Source organism: Paenibacillus pinisoli, assembly GCF_003605435.1.
Lineage (GTDB): Bacteria > Bacillota > Bacilli > Paenibacillales > Paenibacillaceae > Pristimantibacillus > Pristimantibacillus pinisoli.
The window spans coordinates 930,757-944,526 of sequence record NZ_QXQB01000001.1; the positions used below are offsets into that span (position 1 = coordinate 930,757).

A 13,770-nucleotide genomic window follows, 5' to 3' on the forward strand; every position below is an offset into this window, starting at 1 on the left:
ATGCCCTGACTCATAGGACTAGGACACATCGCGTTTTCTGAAGATGAAGAAACTTGCAACCAAGAATACCGCCACATAGACAGCAATGATGGTTGACGAGAACGTCAGCGTCATATCATGCGGCATTGTTCCGCCGTTCTGATAGACGGACAGATCCACATTAGGGAACAGCGTATATTTGATAAAGGAGTAGCGGTTCAGCAGCATCGTCAATATTCCGCCTGCCATCACGCAGAACATGGAGATGCCGACCGTCGCTCCGCTGGACTTGGTCAATACACCGATCATGAATGTCAGGGTAACGAATGCAAAAGTGTAGACGACCAGGTATAGCGCGTTCTCGCCAATGAGGGACCAGGTCTTGGCGTCACCTCCGCCAAAGCCGAATACAATAAACCCGGCCATAAAGGCCATCGCCAATGTAGCCGCGATTAGCACTAGCGAAAACAACAGGGTTACCGCATACTTGGATCCCAATATCTTCGTACGGCTCTGCGCACGGATGAGCAGCAGCTTGATTGTACCCATCCGGAACTCGGACGGCACAACGTTGGCAATTGCAATGATAGCAATGAGCGGCAAGATTTGTCCAGCGCCCATCATCGAACCGAACAAAGCTACAAAGTCAAGCGCACTGTCCATCCCCTCCATCGGGTATCGGTAAATGAAATAACCGCATACTCCAATAAAGAGAGCCATAATGCCGAAATACACAAAAAACGATTTCTTCTTATATAACTTAATCCATTCGTTAGTCAACAAAGCTCCAAAATTACGCAATGCGGTTCCCCTCCGTCCATTTCATGAATTCATCTTCAAGCGTCGACTTCCGTTCCTCAATGCGGTACAGCCCAACGCCGCCGCCTGCCAGTGCTGCGACAACTTCCGGAATATCTTCGTGGCGGATGGACAGTGCGAGCCGGTCCGGACCCGCCTCTTCAATCGCTTGCAAGCTGTCAATCTTAAGGCCCTTCAGGATGCTTCTCGCCTGCTCCGAATTCGATACCTGCAGCGAGAGGCTGATCAGATTGCTGTCCTCCTCTTGCTCTGCGCCGATCGACCTGACGGTAACGAGCTTGCCCTCCTGAATGACTACCACTCTGCTGCACATCAGCTCCATCTCGGACAGCAAGTGGCTGGATACCAGAATGGCGATGCCTTCCGTCTCGGCAATACTCTTCATATATTCGCGCATCTCGCGGATACCCGCCGGATCAAGACCGTTCGTCGGCTCATCGAGTATCAGCACGGACGGTCGATGCAGAAGCGCCTGCGCGATACCGAGCCGTTGTCTCATGCCAAGCGAGTAGGCTTTCACCTTTTTGTTCAATGCATTCTGCAAGCCTACTAGCTTCGTAACTTCATGAATGCGGGCTTCTGTCACACCTTCCGCCATTCTTGCATACTGCTTCAAATTGTCCATGCCGGTCATATACGGATAAAACTCCGGATTCTCGATAATGCCGCCGACATGCCGGATGGCGCGCTCAAAATCGGTGCGAACGCTGTGGCCTCCGATATGCACATCGCCCTCGGTCATGCCGATCAGCCCTACAATCATACGGATTGTTGTTGTTTTGCCTGCGCCGTTCGGACCAAGAAGCCCGACAATCTCTCCTTTAGCAATCTGGAACGACAAGCCGCTAACCAATGTCTTGCTGCCGATCCTCTTCGTCACCCCGTTCAACTGAAGAACGGTATTGTGTTCACCTTGCCCGTTTTTCGACGTTTTCATCTGTTTCTCCACTCCTATTATGCTTCTCTTTGTATTAGCGTATTAGTGTTATATCTGAATAGTACACTAAGACATTAGGATTGTAAAGGGGGGTTTTTCACAACGCTATTTCGACTATTCCGCTCATTTCGCGCCTCTAAGCTCGCCTCGCGTCGCTATTTCGCCATCTCCACACATTTTGCACCTCTAAGCTCGCCTCACGTCGCTATTTCAGCTATTCCGCTCATTTCCCGTCTCTAAGCTCGCCTCACGTCGCTATTTCGGTATTTCCGCGCATTTCGCACCTCTAAGCTCGCCTCACGTCGCTATTTCGGCTATTCCGCTCATTTCGCTCCTCTAAGCTCGCCTCGCGTTGCTATTTCCACTATTCCGCTCATTTCACTCCTCTAAGCTCGCCTCACGTTGCTATGTCGGCTGTTTCACACACTTCACGCCTCTAAGCTCGCCTCACGTCGCTATTTCGGCTATTCCGCTCATTTCGCGTCTCTAAGCTCGCCTCGCGTCGCTATTTCGGCTATTCCGCTCATTTCGCGCCTCTAAGCTCGCCTCGCGTCGCTATTTCGACTATTCCGCTCATTTCACTCCTCTAAGCTCGCCTCACGTCACTATTCCGCCCTTCCCGCTCATTTCGCGCCTCTAAGCTCGCCTCACGTCGCTATATCGGCCTTCCCGCCTATTTCATGCCTCTAAGCTCGCCTCACGTTGCTATGTCGGCTGTTTCACACACTTCACGCCTCTAAGCTCACCTCACGCCACTATCCCTGCAATTCTGCCCAGCTAGCCCGATAATGGGACCATTTGGCTTGTCGATCAGTTGACATCGATATATACTCGATTAGAAATTACATGAAAAATCTGGGGGTTGTGACCCATCAATATGAACAAATCCATCCTTATTATTGAAGACGAGCATGATATATCCCGTGTGCTAAAAGATTATCTGGTCAAGCAAGGCTTTGCCGCCGATACGGCGGGCAATGGCGTGGACGGGATGCGCATGCTTGCCGCTAATGCTTATGACTACGTCATTCTCGACATTATGCTGCCTGATATTGACGGGATTGAGCTCTGCCGCCGCATCCGCGAGAACAGCCAGGTGCCCATCCTCATCTTAAGCGCGCGCGGCAGCGATACGGACAAAGTACTGGGACTCGGCTTCGGTGCCGACGACTATATGACCAAGCCCTTCTCGCTAAGCGAGCTGGTCGCGCGCATTCAGGCGCATTTTCGCAGATACGACAGCATCGCGCAGCAGCAGCCAAGCGGCAATATCCTGCAAGCCGGGCCGCTTGCCATTGACCGCAAGTCTTACCGCGTCACGCTTCATGAGCAGGAAGTATCCCTTTCTGCCAAAGAATTCGAGCTGCTGTACCATCTAGTGAAGCATCGCAATCAGGTATTTTCCAAAAGCCAGCTGCTGGATGCTGTGTGGGGTTATGGCGCCTATGGGGATGAAAATACGGTAACGGTGTACATACGCAGATTAAGAGAAAAGCTCGAGAGAGACCCGTCTTCGCCCAAGCTGCTAAGGACGGTATGGGGCGTGGGCTACAAGTTCAGCGAGGATTTCGCATCAGAATAGAGGTGCCGCACAAAATGAAACAATGGATGACTAAATGGCTGGCTGCATCTCTCCTATGCCTCACGGCACTAACAGGGAGCGCAATCTATTGGCTTCAAAGCGGCCAGTCCGCCGCCCAGCAAGAACATGCCGCACTCGTTCAGGCCGCAAAGATGAAAGTCAATGAACCGCTGCTCTATCTGGAGCGGTATATGCTGGAGATCGAATCCAAAGGCCATCAAGATGAGCTTGGCAGGCTAAGCCGATCGATTGAAGCCGATATCCTTGCCGTGGCGCTTAACGGGAGCGTCTTGTACGACTCCTCTGGAGAACAAGGCTCCGCATATAATCCGCGTATGCTGTTGCCTTACGACCGCATAACCGGCGATGAAGCGTCGGAGCTTTACACCGCATCGTATCCTGTAGTGGATGAACGTACGGATGTCCAAGTCGGCAATGCTGTCTTCACGATGAGCCGAAGCTCATTATCCCCTTCCCTGCCTGTTTCCTCCATTCTTAAGGACAAGCCATATATGCTGCCCGTCGCTCTTGCGATTGTGATGGCAAGCCTGCTCCTGCTGATGTCCTGGATGTTCCGCAGCCGCGTCATGAGACCGCTGCTCAAGCTGCAGGAGCATTCCGAATTCATTCTGAAAGGCAACTACAAGCAAAAGGCAGAGCACCTCAAACAGGATGAAATCGGGGAGCTTTATGCCGTGTTTGATCAAATGCGGGCGGAGATCCAGCATCTGGACACCAGAAGAATGGAGCAGGACAAGTCGCGCAAAGAACTCATTACGAACATCTCGCATGACCTGAAAACGCCGCTGACGACGGTCAAAGCTTATATTGAGGCGATTCGCGAAGGTGTATGTCCGGATATGGAATCTGTCATGGCGTATATCGATGTGATGAAGACAACTACGGATAAGATGTCCCGCCTGACGGAGGATTTGCTCCTGCATGCGCTTCAGGAGCTGGGGCAAATCTCTGTACATTTGCAAGAACAATACAGCCGGGCCATGCTAGAGGATATCGTAAGGCCGATCGCCCATTACGCCAGATCCACCGGGGTAGCCTTCCATGAGCCCGCAGCCTTCCCGAATGTGCTGATCCATGCAGATGCGCAGCGGCTGGAGCAGGTAATCGGCAACTTGGTCATGAATGCGCTGAAGCATACAAAGGCCGGAGACGCCATTTCATTCGAGATGGAACGAATTGCGGATGATCTGGCCATTACGATAGCAGATACAGGGACAGGCATCTCACCGGAGGATATGCCGTTCATCTTCGAACGTTATTATCAGGGCCGCTCAAACGAAGCCGCATCGGCTCAACCCACCGATGGCTCCGGCCTTGGACTATCCATATGCAAATACATTGTCGAGGCGCATAACGGCACGATTTCTTTCCGCAGCGTCAGAGGAGAAGGCACGCGATTCACATTCACCCTGCCCGTGTTGTAATAATTTATTCATAATTTGATAAGGGGATATTCACGTTTGCTCTCTATACTGACTTCATTACCAACTGGGAGGGTTAATCGTTGACCAAGCAAGCCATTATCCAAGCATCCAATCTATGCAAGACGTATATGACCGGCAAGGAAAGCTACCATGCTATTCGCAATTTGGACCTGGACATCTACGAGGGAGATTTCACTGTCATCATGGGCAATTCCGGCTCGGGCAAGTCTACCCTGCTCTATCTGCTCAGCGGACTCGACCGGGTGACGGCTGGAGAAGTGACCTTTAAGGGACAGCGCATCGATCAATTTGGCGAAAAAGAGCTGGCCCAGTTCAGAGCCCAGCATATCGGCTATATCTACCAAAGCATCAATCTCGTGCCGGATCTGACGTTCATGGATAATGTCGCGCTGCCCGGCTACGTGGCAGGGAAATCCAAGTCCGCCGTCAAAAACCGGGCGTCGTCCTTGCTAAAGGCGATGGGCATCGAAGAGCAGCAGTACCGGCTGCCTTCGCATACATCCGGCGGCCAGCAGCAGCGAGCCGCTATTGCGCGCGCGCTCATCAATGAGCCCGAGCTCCTGTTCGCCGATGAACCGACCGGCAGCCTGAATTATGCGCAAGGCGTTGCGGTGCTCGATATGCTGACGGAGCTTAACCGCAAGGGACAATCAATTGTCATGGTTACCCATGATATCAAAGCAGCGTGCCGTGCCGACCGATTCATCTATATTCGCGACGGAAAAGTAGGCGGACTGCTGGAATTCGGCAAATATGAGCCTGCAGATACGGCTAACCGGGAAAAGCTGATTTTCTCGTATGTATCGGGGGAGTAGTCCGATGACAGCCATCTACACGCTTTGCCTTGCTCAGCTGAAACGGAAAAAACTGCAAAACATCCTGACTGTGCTGCTTATTGCGCTCTCCACCCTGCTTATGTCGACCTCGATGATCCTGCTGGCGAATACAGATAATGTCTTCCTGGACATGCATGATAAAACGAACGGCTCTCATGAGCTGCTGCTGCTCGATCAAGGCATCCATTCTCCTGATGCTGTCCGTAAGTGGTGGTCAGAGCAGGATGATGTCGCTGCTACTCCGCTCTTGCCCTATCGAACCATCAGCAAGGTGTCCAAAGACGGCAGCGTGATCTCCAATGTCTTCGTCTATCTAATGGACACGCCCAGCGAGCCTATGATGGTGGACCGCCCGCTCGTCGTAGATGGCACTCCGAATATCCAGCCGCCGCCCGGCGGAATCTGGCTGTCCTCCTCCCTGGCGAACAAGCAAGGCATCGAGATTGGCGACCGGCTGGAATTCGAGCACGGCAGCCGTACATTCGAGCTTGCAGTCAGCGCGATCGTTATCGATCTGCCATACGGAGCGCCCTTCTCCACATCATCCCGAATCTGGATGAATCCAGAGGACTACAAGGGTTATCTCTCCACTGGAGCTAGTGACAGCTATATGCTGGGATTGCGCTATGAAGCCTCGGCAGACCGCTCGTTGCTGTGGGAGCAATTCGAATCTTCGCTGAATAGCCCATATGTCGAAACCAAGCTTACTTATGAAGAGATGTCTTCCTTCTATCTTATCTTGAACAAGCTGATCGGCTACTTGATGATCGCACTTGGCGCAACGATGCTCACTATTGCTCTGATCACGATTGGCTTCACCGTATCAGACGCTATCCTTACCCAGTACCGCTCTATCGGCATAATCAAGTCAATAGGAATGACATCGAACGGTACACTGGCTGTATTCCTGATGCAATATGCTCTACTTGCGGTTATTGCAGTCATTCCGGGCCTTGCGCTTAGCGGTCTTATATCCGGCTTTATTATGGACGGGACCTTGTCCAATCTAAGAACAGGCCAGGAAGATGCTGTGACCTTCCAGGGGGCCGCCATGCTGTCCATCGGACTGCTTGTGCTGTTGCTCGTCAGCGGCTGCACGTACGCCGTGGCGAACAAGTCCCGCCGCATCATGCCAGCGCAAGCGATCCGCTACGGCATGTCGGAGGAAGACAACGCCCGCATCAGCAAGAGACCGGCCGGCTGGATACGGCTGGACCGCTTCTCACCCGCTATCGTGCTTGCGTGGAAAAATATAAAGAACCACCAAAAGGGCTCTTGGCTCATCTTCATCATCACATGTGTCACAGCCGCAGCGCTTTCCTTTGGCTACACGCTTGTCAATAGTATTGCTTCCATTGATCAACGGGCCGGCGAGTGGGGATATGATTCATCACATATCGCAGCCATTGCGATCAATCCCGCTTCCTTTTCCCGGGACGCGATTGTCGATGCTCTGGAACAGGACAGCCGAATTCGCTCCTACGCCTGGCTCTCTACAGTGAACGGTGTAGTCGTGTCAGATCCCCCGCTCAATATCAACATTAGCGCGCTGGAGGGCAGCTTTGAGGATACTGGGCTTACGACAATTCAAGGCCGTAATCCGCAGCTGCGCAACGAAATCGCACTTGGCGTCAATGTCGCACGACAGCTGAATGTAGGTATCGGAGAGCATGCGGAGGTCTACATTCAAGGCGTGAAGCGAACCTTTGTCGTATCCGGCATTTATCAGGCGATCGCCAATATGTCCTATTCGGCGCGAATATCGGCGGAAGCCCTTCAGGACGGCAAAGGCGCCTCCAGCTTCAACCCGGATAATGCATTTATCAATGTTAATGACCTAGAACAAGCAGACAGCATCGCCGCTGAGTACGATGAGCGATTCCATAATTCGATGACGATTGTTACTCAGAAGCAGCTGCTGGATTCCGTATTCAAGGAAGCAACTAGCCTCCTGATTCTGCCAATGGGCTTCATCGCCCTTCTGTTCATTGCGGTATCGGCTATTATTATCTACAGCACATGCAAAATCGGAGTTCGCAAAGAAAGCAAAACCTACGGCATCTACAAAACGATTGGCTTAACCTCTGCACGAATCCGCTTGTCCATACTAAGCGGGATTGCCTGTCTGGCTCTAGGAGGCGCGATTGCCGGGGTTCTGGTCGGCATCTACGTCCTTCCCGGCTCCATTGAGTCGCTTCTGCATGGGTATGGCATTCAGTATCTGCCAATCGTGCTGGACTGGGGAGGCATTGCTGCAGCCGCTGCCATCAGCGTCATACCCGCGGCGCTAGGGTCTTGGCTGTCATCATCGCTAATCGCCTCCACTTCGCCTCGCAGCCTAATCATAGACTAGATACAAAAGAAGGAACCATCCCGCTTCGCACGCAGCGGGATGGTTCCTTTTCTTAAATCCGGCATCTATGATTCTTCGCGGCTTCTGCGTCTAAGCCCTGTCAATCCAAGCAGCCCCAGCAACCCTAGCCAGTTCCAATTGGGACCTTTATTCGCAGCAGCCGGAACAGAATTCACTTGATAGGAGCCTAAATTCAATGGCTGCTTATAACCGGGGGTCCGCAGCGCATGCGCCCGCTCCGATTGCAATTGCATCTGCCTTACCTCTCTGGACGTGCCGCCAGTATCAGGCTCCGGACTTGCCGCATAGACAGGCGATGCAATTGCAAGCATAAGCGAAATGCAGATCGTATAGCGCTTCAGCCTTTTCACGGGCAACCTCCTCTTTCATACGGATTGACCCTTAGCTTTCCACTATTCCCACCCTCTATACAATCTAACATCACGCCTGGAAGTTGACTCCAGCATTATCCAACTCTACTATATAGTTATACATAAATTTCTACATCAGGAAGAAAATCAATATTTTCAAAGGGGAGGGAACTTGCTTTGAAACCATTTCGTTTTATTGCGCTTATACTTCTGGTCTCCATCCTTATGGCCGGATGCTCGCAAATTTCATTCAAGAGAGAAGAAACAGTAGAATTGAAGATTTTTACGAGATATGCCAGCGGGTACAGCTATAATGAGCTTGTTCAGTTAGTCGAAGCGCGCTTTCCGAACATCAAGCTGAATACAATTGTTCCGAGCAAGGCGGATGCCACCGATGAGCAAATCGTAGCCCAAATTCTGGAAGAGAAGCCGGATCTCTATTACAGCTATGATCCAATGATCTATACGGACGAGATCGAATTAATCGACCTCTCGCCCATGATGATCAAAGAACAAGACCAGCTCAGCGATATTCAGCAGAAGCTTTATAATCAGGTATTCGCAGATGCCGGCAAGATTACGCAGCTATCGCCAACCTTCAGCATGCCAGTCGTTTTTATTAACCGCAGTATGCTGCAGGATAAAAATGTAACAGAGCCCGGCCAGGCCTGGACATGGGATGAATTCCGGACAATTGCCTCTGGGGCCTACGATGCTTCGCTTCGCAGATACGGCTACGAGTTGAAATATTACAATTGGTTCACCATTCTGGACTGGGCGGGCAGAGTGAACGGCCTGTCCATGACGGACGAGAATGGCCGCCTTATTCTGGATCAGCCGGAATGGGAGACGGTTGCAACCCAAATCGCCGAAGACAACTTAAACGGAGTCATCCGGCAATCGAATATGAGTCAGGATAACGGCGATACCGTCGCGCTCCAAATTACTTTGCTGAACGACGTTTTCCAGCATACCGGGGATGCACAGTTCGCGGACAAATGGCTGATCGCTCCTATGCCTTATGTGCCGAACATTGGCCTGACAACACCCTATCTATTGTTCGATCCATTCGCTATCGACAGCCGCAGCGAGCATGTGAACGAAGCTTACCAGGTGATCGAATATTTGATGAGCAAGGATGCAGCGCCGGAGCTGGCTGCTAAACTTCCGCAAACCTTCCTCCTATTCCCGGAATACAACAATACCGGCGAAATCTCTATCGAGCACCTGCTTAACAGCCAAGGAACCTGGGTTAACCAGCACTACGATCGATACTGGGATTCCATCGGCGAGATCAGCAAAATCATTGATAACGAATATAACGGCATGACCTCCGGAAGCATCAGCATCGCTAACTTCTGGTCAAATATTCTACGAGCTGCGGAACAAATCAATGCGGAGCTATAAGAACAGCCGTAAGACCAGTAGATTATCTATTACACTGACGCTGCTTGTTTTAATTGCCGCTCTAGCTTCTGGCTTCACAGCCGGGCCGAAGGCCAAGAAGAGAGAACCGGTCACGCTTAAAGCAGCTATTTCGTCCGAAGGCCATTTTGCCAAATATAAAGGTTATTTGGAGGAAAAATTCCCGCATGTGACCTTCGAGCTCATTAGTGTACTCGATTAGGCTCAGGCGGAAAATATGGATCTGGCGCTAAGAGAAGCAACAAATAAAAATAAAGGCCGTCCACCTGCAAGCCAAACTGGCTAAGGAAGACGGCCTCTTGTATATGTTCAGCTGCTAGACAGAAGCCACCAATAGACGGGCAGCATCAGCAAAGTGGAAATCATGCCTGCAGCCGCCATCGCAAAGCCGCTTACGCTTCCCTGGAGCTCCGATGTCTCCATCAGGCGAGCCGTTCCGATGCCATGGGAGGATGTGCCGATAGCAGCTCCGATGGCGATATCCGATCTTACGCCGCACAGGCGAAGAAAAGCCGGACCAGCCAAGCTTCCGAACAGCCCCGTTAGGACAGAAATGGCAGCTGCCAGCTCCGGAATGCCGCCAAGCCGCCTCGCGATCTCCATCGAAAATGGTGCCGAAGAGGACTTCGCTACTGCAGAATACATCAGCTCCATGGAGGCACCAGTCAAATAGAAAATGCATGCCGTCATGCCTGCCGATACGATCGCGCCGAGTGTAATCCCCGTCATAACCGGAGCAAGCTTGCTTCGGATGAGCGACGCATGCTTGTATAGCGGCACGGCTAGCGCTACAGTCGCAGGCCCGAGCGCCCAGCTCAGCCATTCTCCGCCGATGCGGTAATCCTCATAGGGGATATCGCCCAGCACAAGGATTGCGATAATAACGGCAGCTGTACATATAAGCGGATGCACCCGGCGGTATCTTGCCTTCAGCTTGACCATCCCCCAGTATAAGCCGACCGTAAGCGCGATGCCAAACACCGGGCTATGCAGAATGGGATTCAGCAGCGTCATGCTGTTTCCTCCTGTCCGGCCATAGCTTAATGGCAAGTCCTGCAGCCAGCATCGTCACCAGCGTGCCAATGACAATGCTGGAGCCGATCGCCAGCCATTCCGACTGGATTTGCTTCGCCAAGACCATCGTGCCCACTATCGCCGGCGCAAACAGCAGCCCCATATGCCGGATCGCAATCTTGGAGCTAGCCTCCACCCACTCCAGCTTGATCCATCCCAAAAACAAAGCGGCAGCAAGCAGCCCGAGCCCGATTACGTTCGCAGGCAGCGGAATGGACAGCCCCTTCTCCAATGCCAGACCTATCAAATGAAATGCGATAAAGATAGCGAATCCCCTCATGCATACTCCCCTTCTCGTCCCGCTGATCTATTCATTGTAGCAAGGATGCGTCCTTGCCAACACCCCTAAGCTTTACTTCTATATGCCAGCGAGTCGACTTGTTGTCGCAAACGCAAAAAACTCCAAGCTCGCACAGCGGCGAACCTGAAGCTATGATTGCGTTATCTACTTTTAGATAGCCCTGTGTTGCTAACGCCTCAATTGAAACCGCTGAACCAGCTCTTCCGTATCCTCCCACGGAATCGGGCGAATCCATTCGCTCTGCGACAGCAAGCTATCCATCTGGTCCGACCTGACGGTCCACGTCAGCGGAATGTCCGCCTTGGCGGCGTACCCTGCAGCAAAATACACCTCCGGTCCCGCTCCCGTCAAATCTGCTAAAATATAGTGGCTGTCAGTCAGCGCTTCAAGCAGCTCGGAATCTTGCTTGCGCAGCATGGACGGCAACAGCAGACGAGTATCGTATCCGCATTGCTCAAGGCCCGGCAGCAATTGAGCGGACCACTCAAGGCCAATCTCTTCATTTCCAACCATGACGCTGAACAGCTTGCGCTTGCCGCCTCCGGAGAAGGCCGCCGCTTCGCTCCAGCCCAAGTCGGTCAGCTTAAGGATAGACCCCTCCCGAACAAGCAGCTCCATCTCCCGCAGCTTCTCCAGAATATAGACAAACTCCTGCAAATTCGTGGAATACGTCAAATTGTAGCTTTTGGACAACGGATGCAGATTTACAGGCTCCATAGCCGTGTCCGTCCGCCGATACAGGTATTGGAGCAGCCTCTTCTCCTTTTCCTCCGTCGTCATGGGAATATCAGGGTCGACCAGCATCTCCTCAAGCTTGCTCGGCGTCAGCAGCAGCCGCTCCCCGCCCTCAGCCCGTTCACGAATATAAGCCGATATGAGCGGCAGCACCTGCCGCTTTTTGGCGTAGGAGAATGCCTGGATATGGGAATAAGCCTCTTTGCTCAAATGATAATACGTATTAGGAGCGCACATGCATCCTGAATAACGATCAAATTCTTCATCTTGCTTCATATCAATTAGTTCGTTGCAAAACATACAATGTTTCTTCATTCCTGCTCACCTCTTCTATACCCTTCGGACAAAGAGCGCAGATTGAGGGCATCTAGCGAGTTCCAATTCCTGTATTCTGAATAGTTTAACTCATCCTTTATATATGAATAAAGCCTTCCTCAGTCGGAAGGCTTCGTCTTGCGTTAATTATTTGCGATAGATCCGGTCTTATCTCTTCGTCTCCAAAGGTCCGCCCCATGCCATAATTCCGCTGGACAGGTGGCCCATATTGCGATAGCCCATCTTGCTCAGAATTCTAGCCGCTTTCCTGCTTCTCAGGCCGCTCTGGCAATACAAGAGCACTTTATGATCCTTCGGAACTTCCGCAAGCTTGTCCTGAAGCTGGGACACCGGAATATTGAGCGCATTCGGAATATGTCCGGCTTGATATTCATGCGGCTCCCGCACATCAATGAGCAGCGCATCGGCATGATTAGTCAGTTCTTGCTCGAACCGGATCGGACTCATATTACTCAATCCCCTCGCAGTCCCGAATCGGTTCCACAAAAACAAGCCAATCCCCACTACGATGAGCAAATTAATAATAGTTGCGCTATCCATGCAATATCCTCCGTCATACATTTAATACCCCCAAGGGTATAAAACAACTATAAACGACCTCGCCTCAAGAGTCAAGGCGTCTTCACCCAAGCTCATATTGCTCCAACGCACACCTCATTCTATCCTTTTTTTCCTGAAGATCTGTATATGAAAAAGAGCCCTCAAATAGGGCTCAATTCCGATTACTTGCCTCCTGTAAAGGTGATTCCTTTAATAAAGAAGCGATTGAAGAAGGCATAGATCAGCAGCGCCGGGATGGTGAAGACCATCGAGGCGGCCATAATGTAATTCCAATGGCTGATATATTGACCTTTGAACGTATTAAGCCCGAGCGTTAGCGTAAACATCGTCTTGTCGGACATGAACATAAGAGGCTTCAAAAACTCGTTCCATGCGCCCATGAAGACGAAGATTGTCTGCGCAGCAAGCGCGGGCACCGCCAGCGGCAGCGCAATGCGGAAGAACGTCCCGAACCGGCTCAGGCCATCCATAGACGCAGCCTCCTCCAGCTCTTTCGGGAAGCCGACGAAAAACTGGCGCATCATGAAGATAAACGTCGCATTCGCCATCATCGGAAGCGTCAATGCGGCATACGTGTTAAGCAGATCGAGCTGCTTCATAATGAGGTACGCAGGCACGATCGTAAGCTGGCCCGGAATCATCTGAACCGCCAGAATAAGAATAAACATGATTTTGTTCCCTGCAAAATCAATACGCGCCAGCGCATAACCCGCCATGGAGTTGAACAAGGTATTGCATACCGTTGCCACAACCGCGATTAATGCGCTGTTATACATCCACCTGAGGAAAAGCGGCTCTTTTACAAAGATGTCATAGTAGTTCTGAAGCGTAAAGTCTTTTGGAATAAAGTTGATTCCCCCGGATACGATCTCGCTCAGCGGTTTGAACGACGAGGACAGTGCCCACAGGAAAGGAGCGAGCGTCACGCAGCCGTATGAGAACAACAAAATATAAAGAATCGCCTTTCCCCACTTGGATTGTTGGAATACCACTCT

At 51.6% G+C, this 13,770-nt stretch carries 14 protein-coding genes; 6 read left to right on the forward strand and 8 right to left on the reverse strand.

Annotated elements, in window-relative coordinates; genetic code table 11:
- Positions 1-18: 18 nt before the first annotated feature.
- Positions 19-780, reverse strand: coding sequence for an ABC transporter permease (locus D3P09_RS04470; protein ID WP_120107546.1), 762 nt, complete (start codon positions 778-780; stop codon positions 19-21).
- Entirely contained in the window at positions 773-1,735 is a 963-nt protein-coding gene (locus tag D3P09_RS04475; RefSeq protein WP_120107548.1) for an ABC transporter ATP-binding protein, read from the reverse strand. Before D3P09_RS04475 ends, D3P09_RS04470 begins: the two co-directional genes overlap by 8 nt.
- An 871-nt stretch (positions 1,736-2,606) precedes the next feature.
- Here D3P09_RS04475 and D3P09_RS04480 point away from each other — a divergent pair.
- The 4 genes from D3P09_RS04480 (at position 2,607) to D3P09_RS04495 (ending at position 7,972) form a co-directional block, all read left to right on the forward strand.
- A complete protein-coding gene (locus D3P09_RS04480) occupies positions 2,607-3,317 on the forward strand; it encodes a response regulator transcription factor (protein WP_120107550.1) in 711 nt (236 codons plus the stop codon).
- A 14-nt stretch (positions 3,318-3,331) separates the two neighbouring features.
- Complete coding sequence (locus D3P09_RS04485) at positions 3,332-4,762, forward strand: HAMP domain-containing sensor histidine kinase (RefSeq protein WP_165867307.1); 1,431 nt, start codon at positions 3,332-3,334, stop codon at positions 4,760-4,762.
- 80 nt (positions 4,763-4,842) lie between these two features.
- Positions 4,843-5,598, forward strand: a complete 756-nt coding sequence (locus tag D3P09_RS04490) for an ABC transporter ATP-binding protein (protein WP_243643898.1) — start codon at positions 4,843-4,845, stop codon at positions 5,596-5,598.
- 4 nt (positions 5,599-5,602) lie between these two features.
- Positions 5,603-7,972: an ABC transporter permease gene (locus tag D3P09_RS04495; RefSeq protein WP_165867308.1), complete on the forward strand. Its 2,370-nt coding sequence runs from the start codon at positions 5,603-5,605 to the stop codon at positions 7,970-7,972.
- A 65-nt stretch (positions 7,973-8,037) separates the two neighbouring features.
- Here the strand turns inward: D3P09_RS04495 and D3P09_RS27560 are convergent, their stop codons facing one another.
- Positions 8,038-8,343 (reverse strand): WGxxGxxG family protein, encoded by a 306-nt coding sequence (locus tag D3P09_RS27560; protein WP_243643899.1) that lies wholly within the window; start codon positions 8,341-8,343, stop codon positions 8,038-8,040.
- Positions 8,344-8,520: 177 nt separating this feature from the next.
- Between D3P09_RS27560 and D3P09_RS04505 the strand changes: the two genes are divergently transcribed.
- Together D3P09_RS04505 and D3P09_RS04510 are read left to right on the forward strand one after the other, a co-directional pair.
- Positions 8,521-9,750, forward strand: a complete 1,230-nt coding sequence (locus D3P09_RS04505; RefSeq protein ID WP_120107556.1) for an ABC transporter substrate-binding protein — start codon at positions 8,521-8,523, stop codon at positions 9,748-9,750.
- A complete protein-coding gene (locus D3P09_RS04510; RefSeq protein ID WP_120107558.1) occupies positions 9,737-9,970 on the forward strand; it encodes a hypothetical protein in 234 nt (77 codons plus the stop codon). Before D3P09_RS04505 ends, D3P09_RS04510 begins: the two co-directional genes overlap by 14 nt.
- 107 nt (positions 9,971-10,077) lie before the next feature.
- Here the strand turns inward: D3P09_RS04510 and D3P09_RS04515 are convergent, their stop codons facing one another.
- The 5 genes from D3P09_RS04515 to D3P09_RS04535 all read right to left on the reverse strand — a co-directional run bounded on the left by D3P09_RS04515 (position 10,078) and on the right by D3P09_RS04535 (position 13,767).
- Positions 10,078-10,782, reverse strand: coding sequence for an LrgB family protein (locus D3P09_RS04515; protein WP_120107560.1), 705 nt, complete (start codon positions 10,780-10,782; stop codon positions 10,078-10,080).
- Entirely contained in the window at positions 10,754-11,122 is a 369-nt protein-coding gene (locus D3P09_RS04520; protein ID WP_120107562.1) for a CidA/LrgA family protein, read from the reverse strand. The genes D3P09_RS04515 and D3P09_RS04520 overlap by 29 nt, the downstream gene beginning before the upstream one ends.
- A 189-nt stretch (positions 11,123-11,311) precedes the next feature.
- The gene (locus tag D3P09_RS04525) at positions 11,312-12,193 is read right to left on the reverse strand and encodes a hypothetical protein (protein WP_120107564.1); all 882 of its coding nucleotides are present in this window, start codon (positions 12,191-12,193) and stop codon (positions 11,312-11,314) included.
- A gap of 168 nt (positions 12,194-12,361) precedes the next feature.
- A complete protein-coding gene (locus D3P09_RS04530; protein WP_165867309.1) occupies positions 12,362-12,754 on the reverse strand; it encodes a rhodanese-like domain-containing protein in 393 nt (130 codons plus the stop codon).
- A 182-nt stretch (positions 12,755-12,936) separates the two neighbouring features.
- Positions 12,937-13,767: a carbohydrate ABC transporter permease gene (locus D3P09_RS04535; protein ID WP_120107568.1), complete on the reverse strand. Its 831-nt coding sequence runs from the start codon at positions 13,765-13,767 to the stop codon at positions 12,937-12,939.
- Positions 13,768-13,770 lie beyond the last annotated feature (3 nt).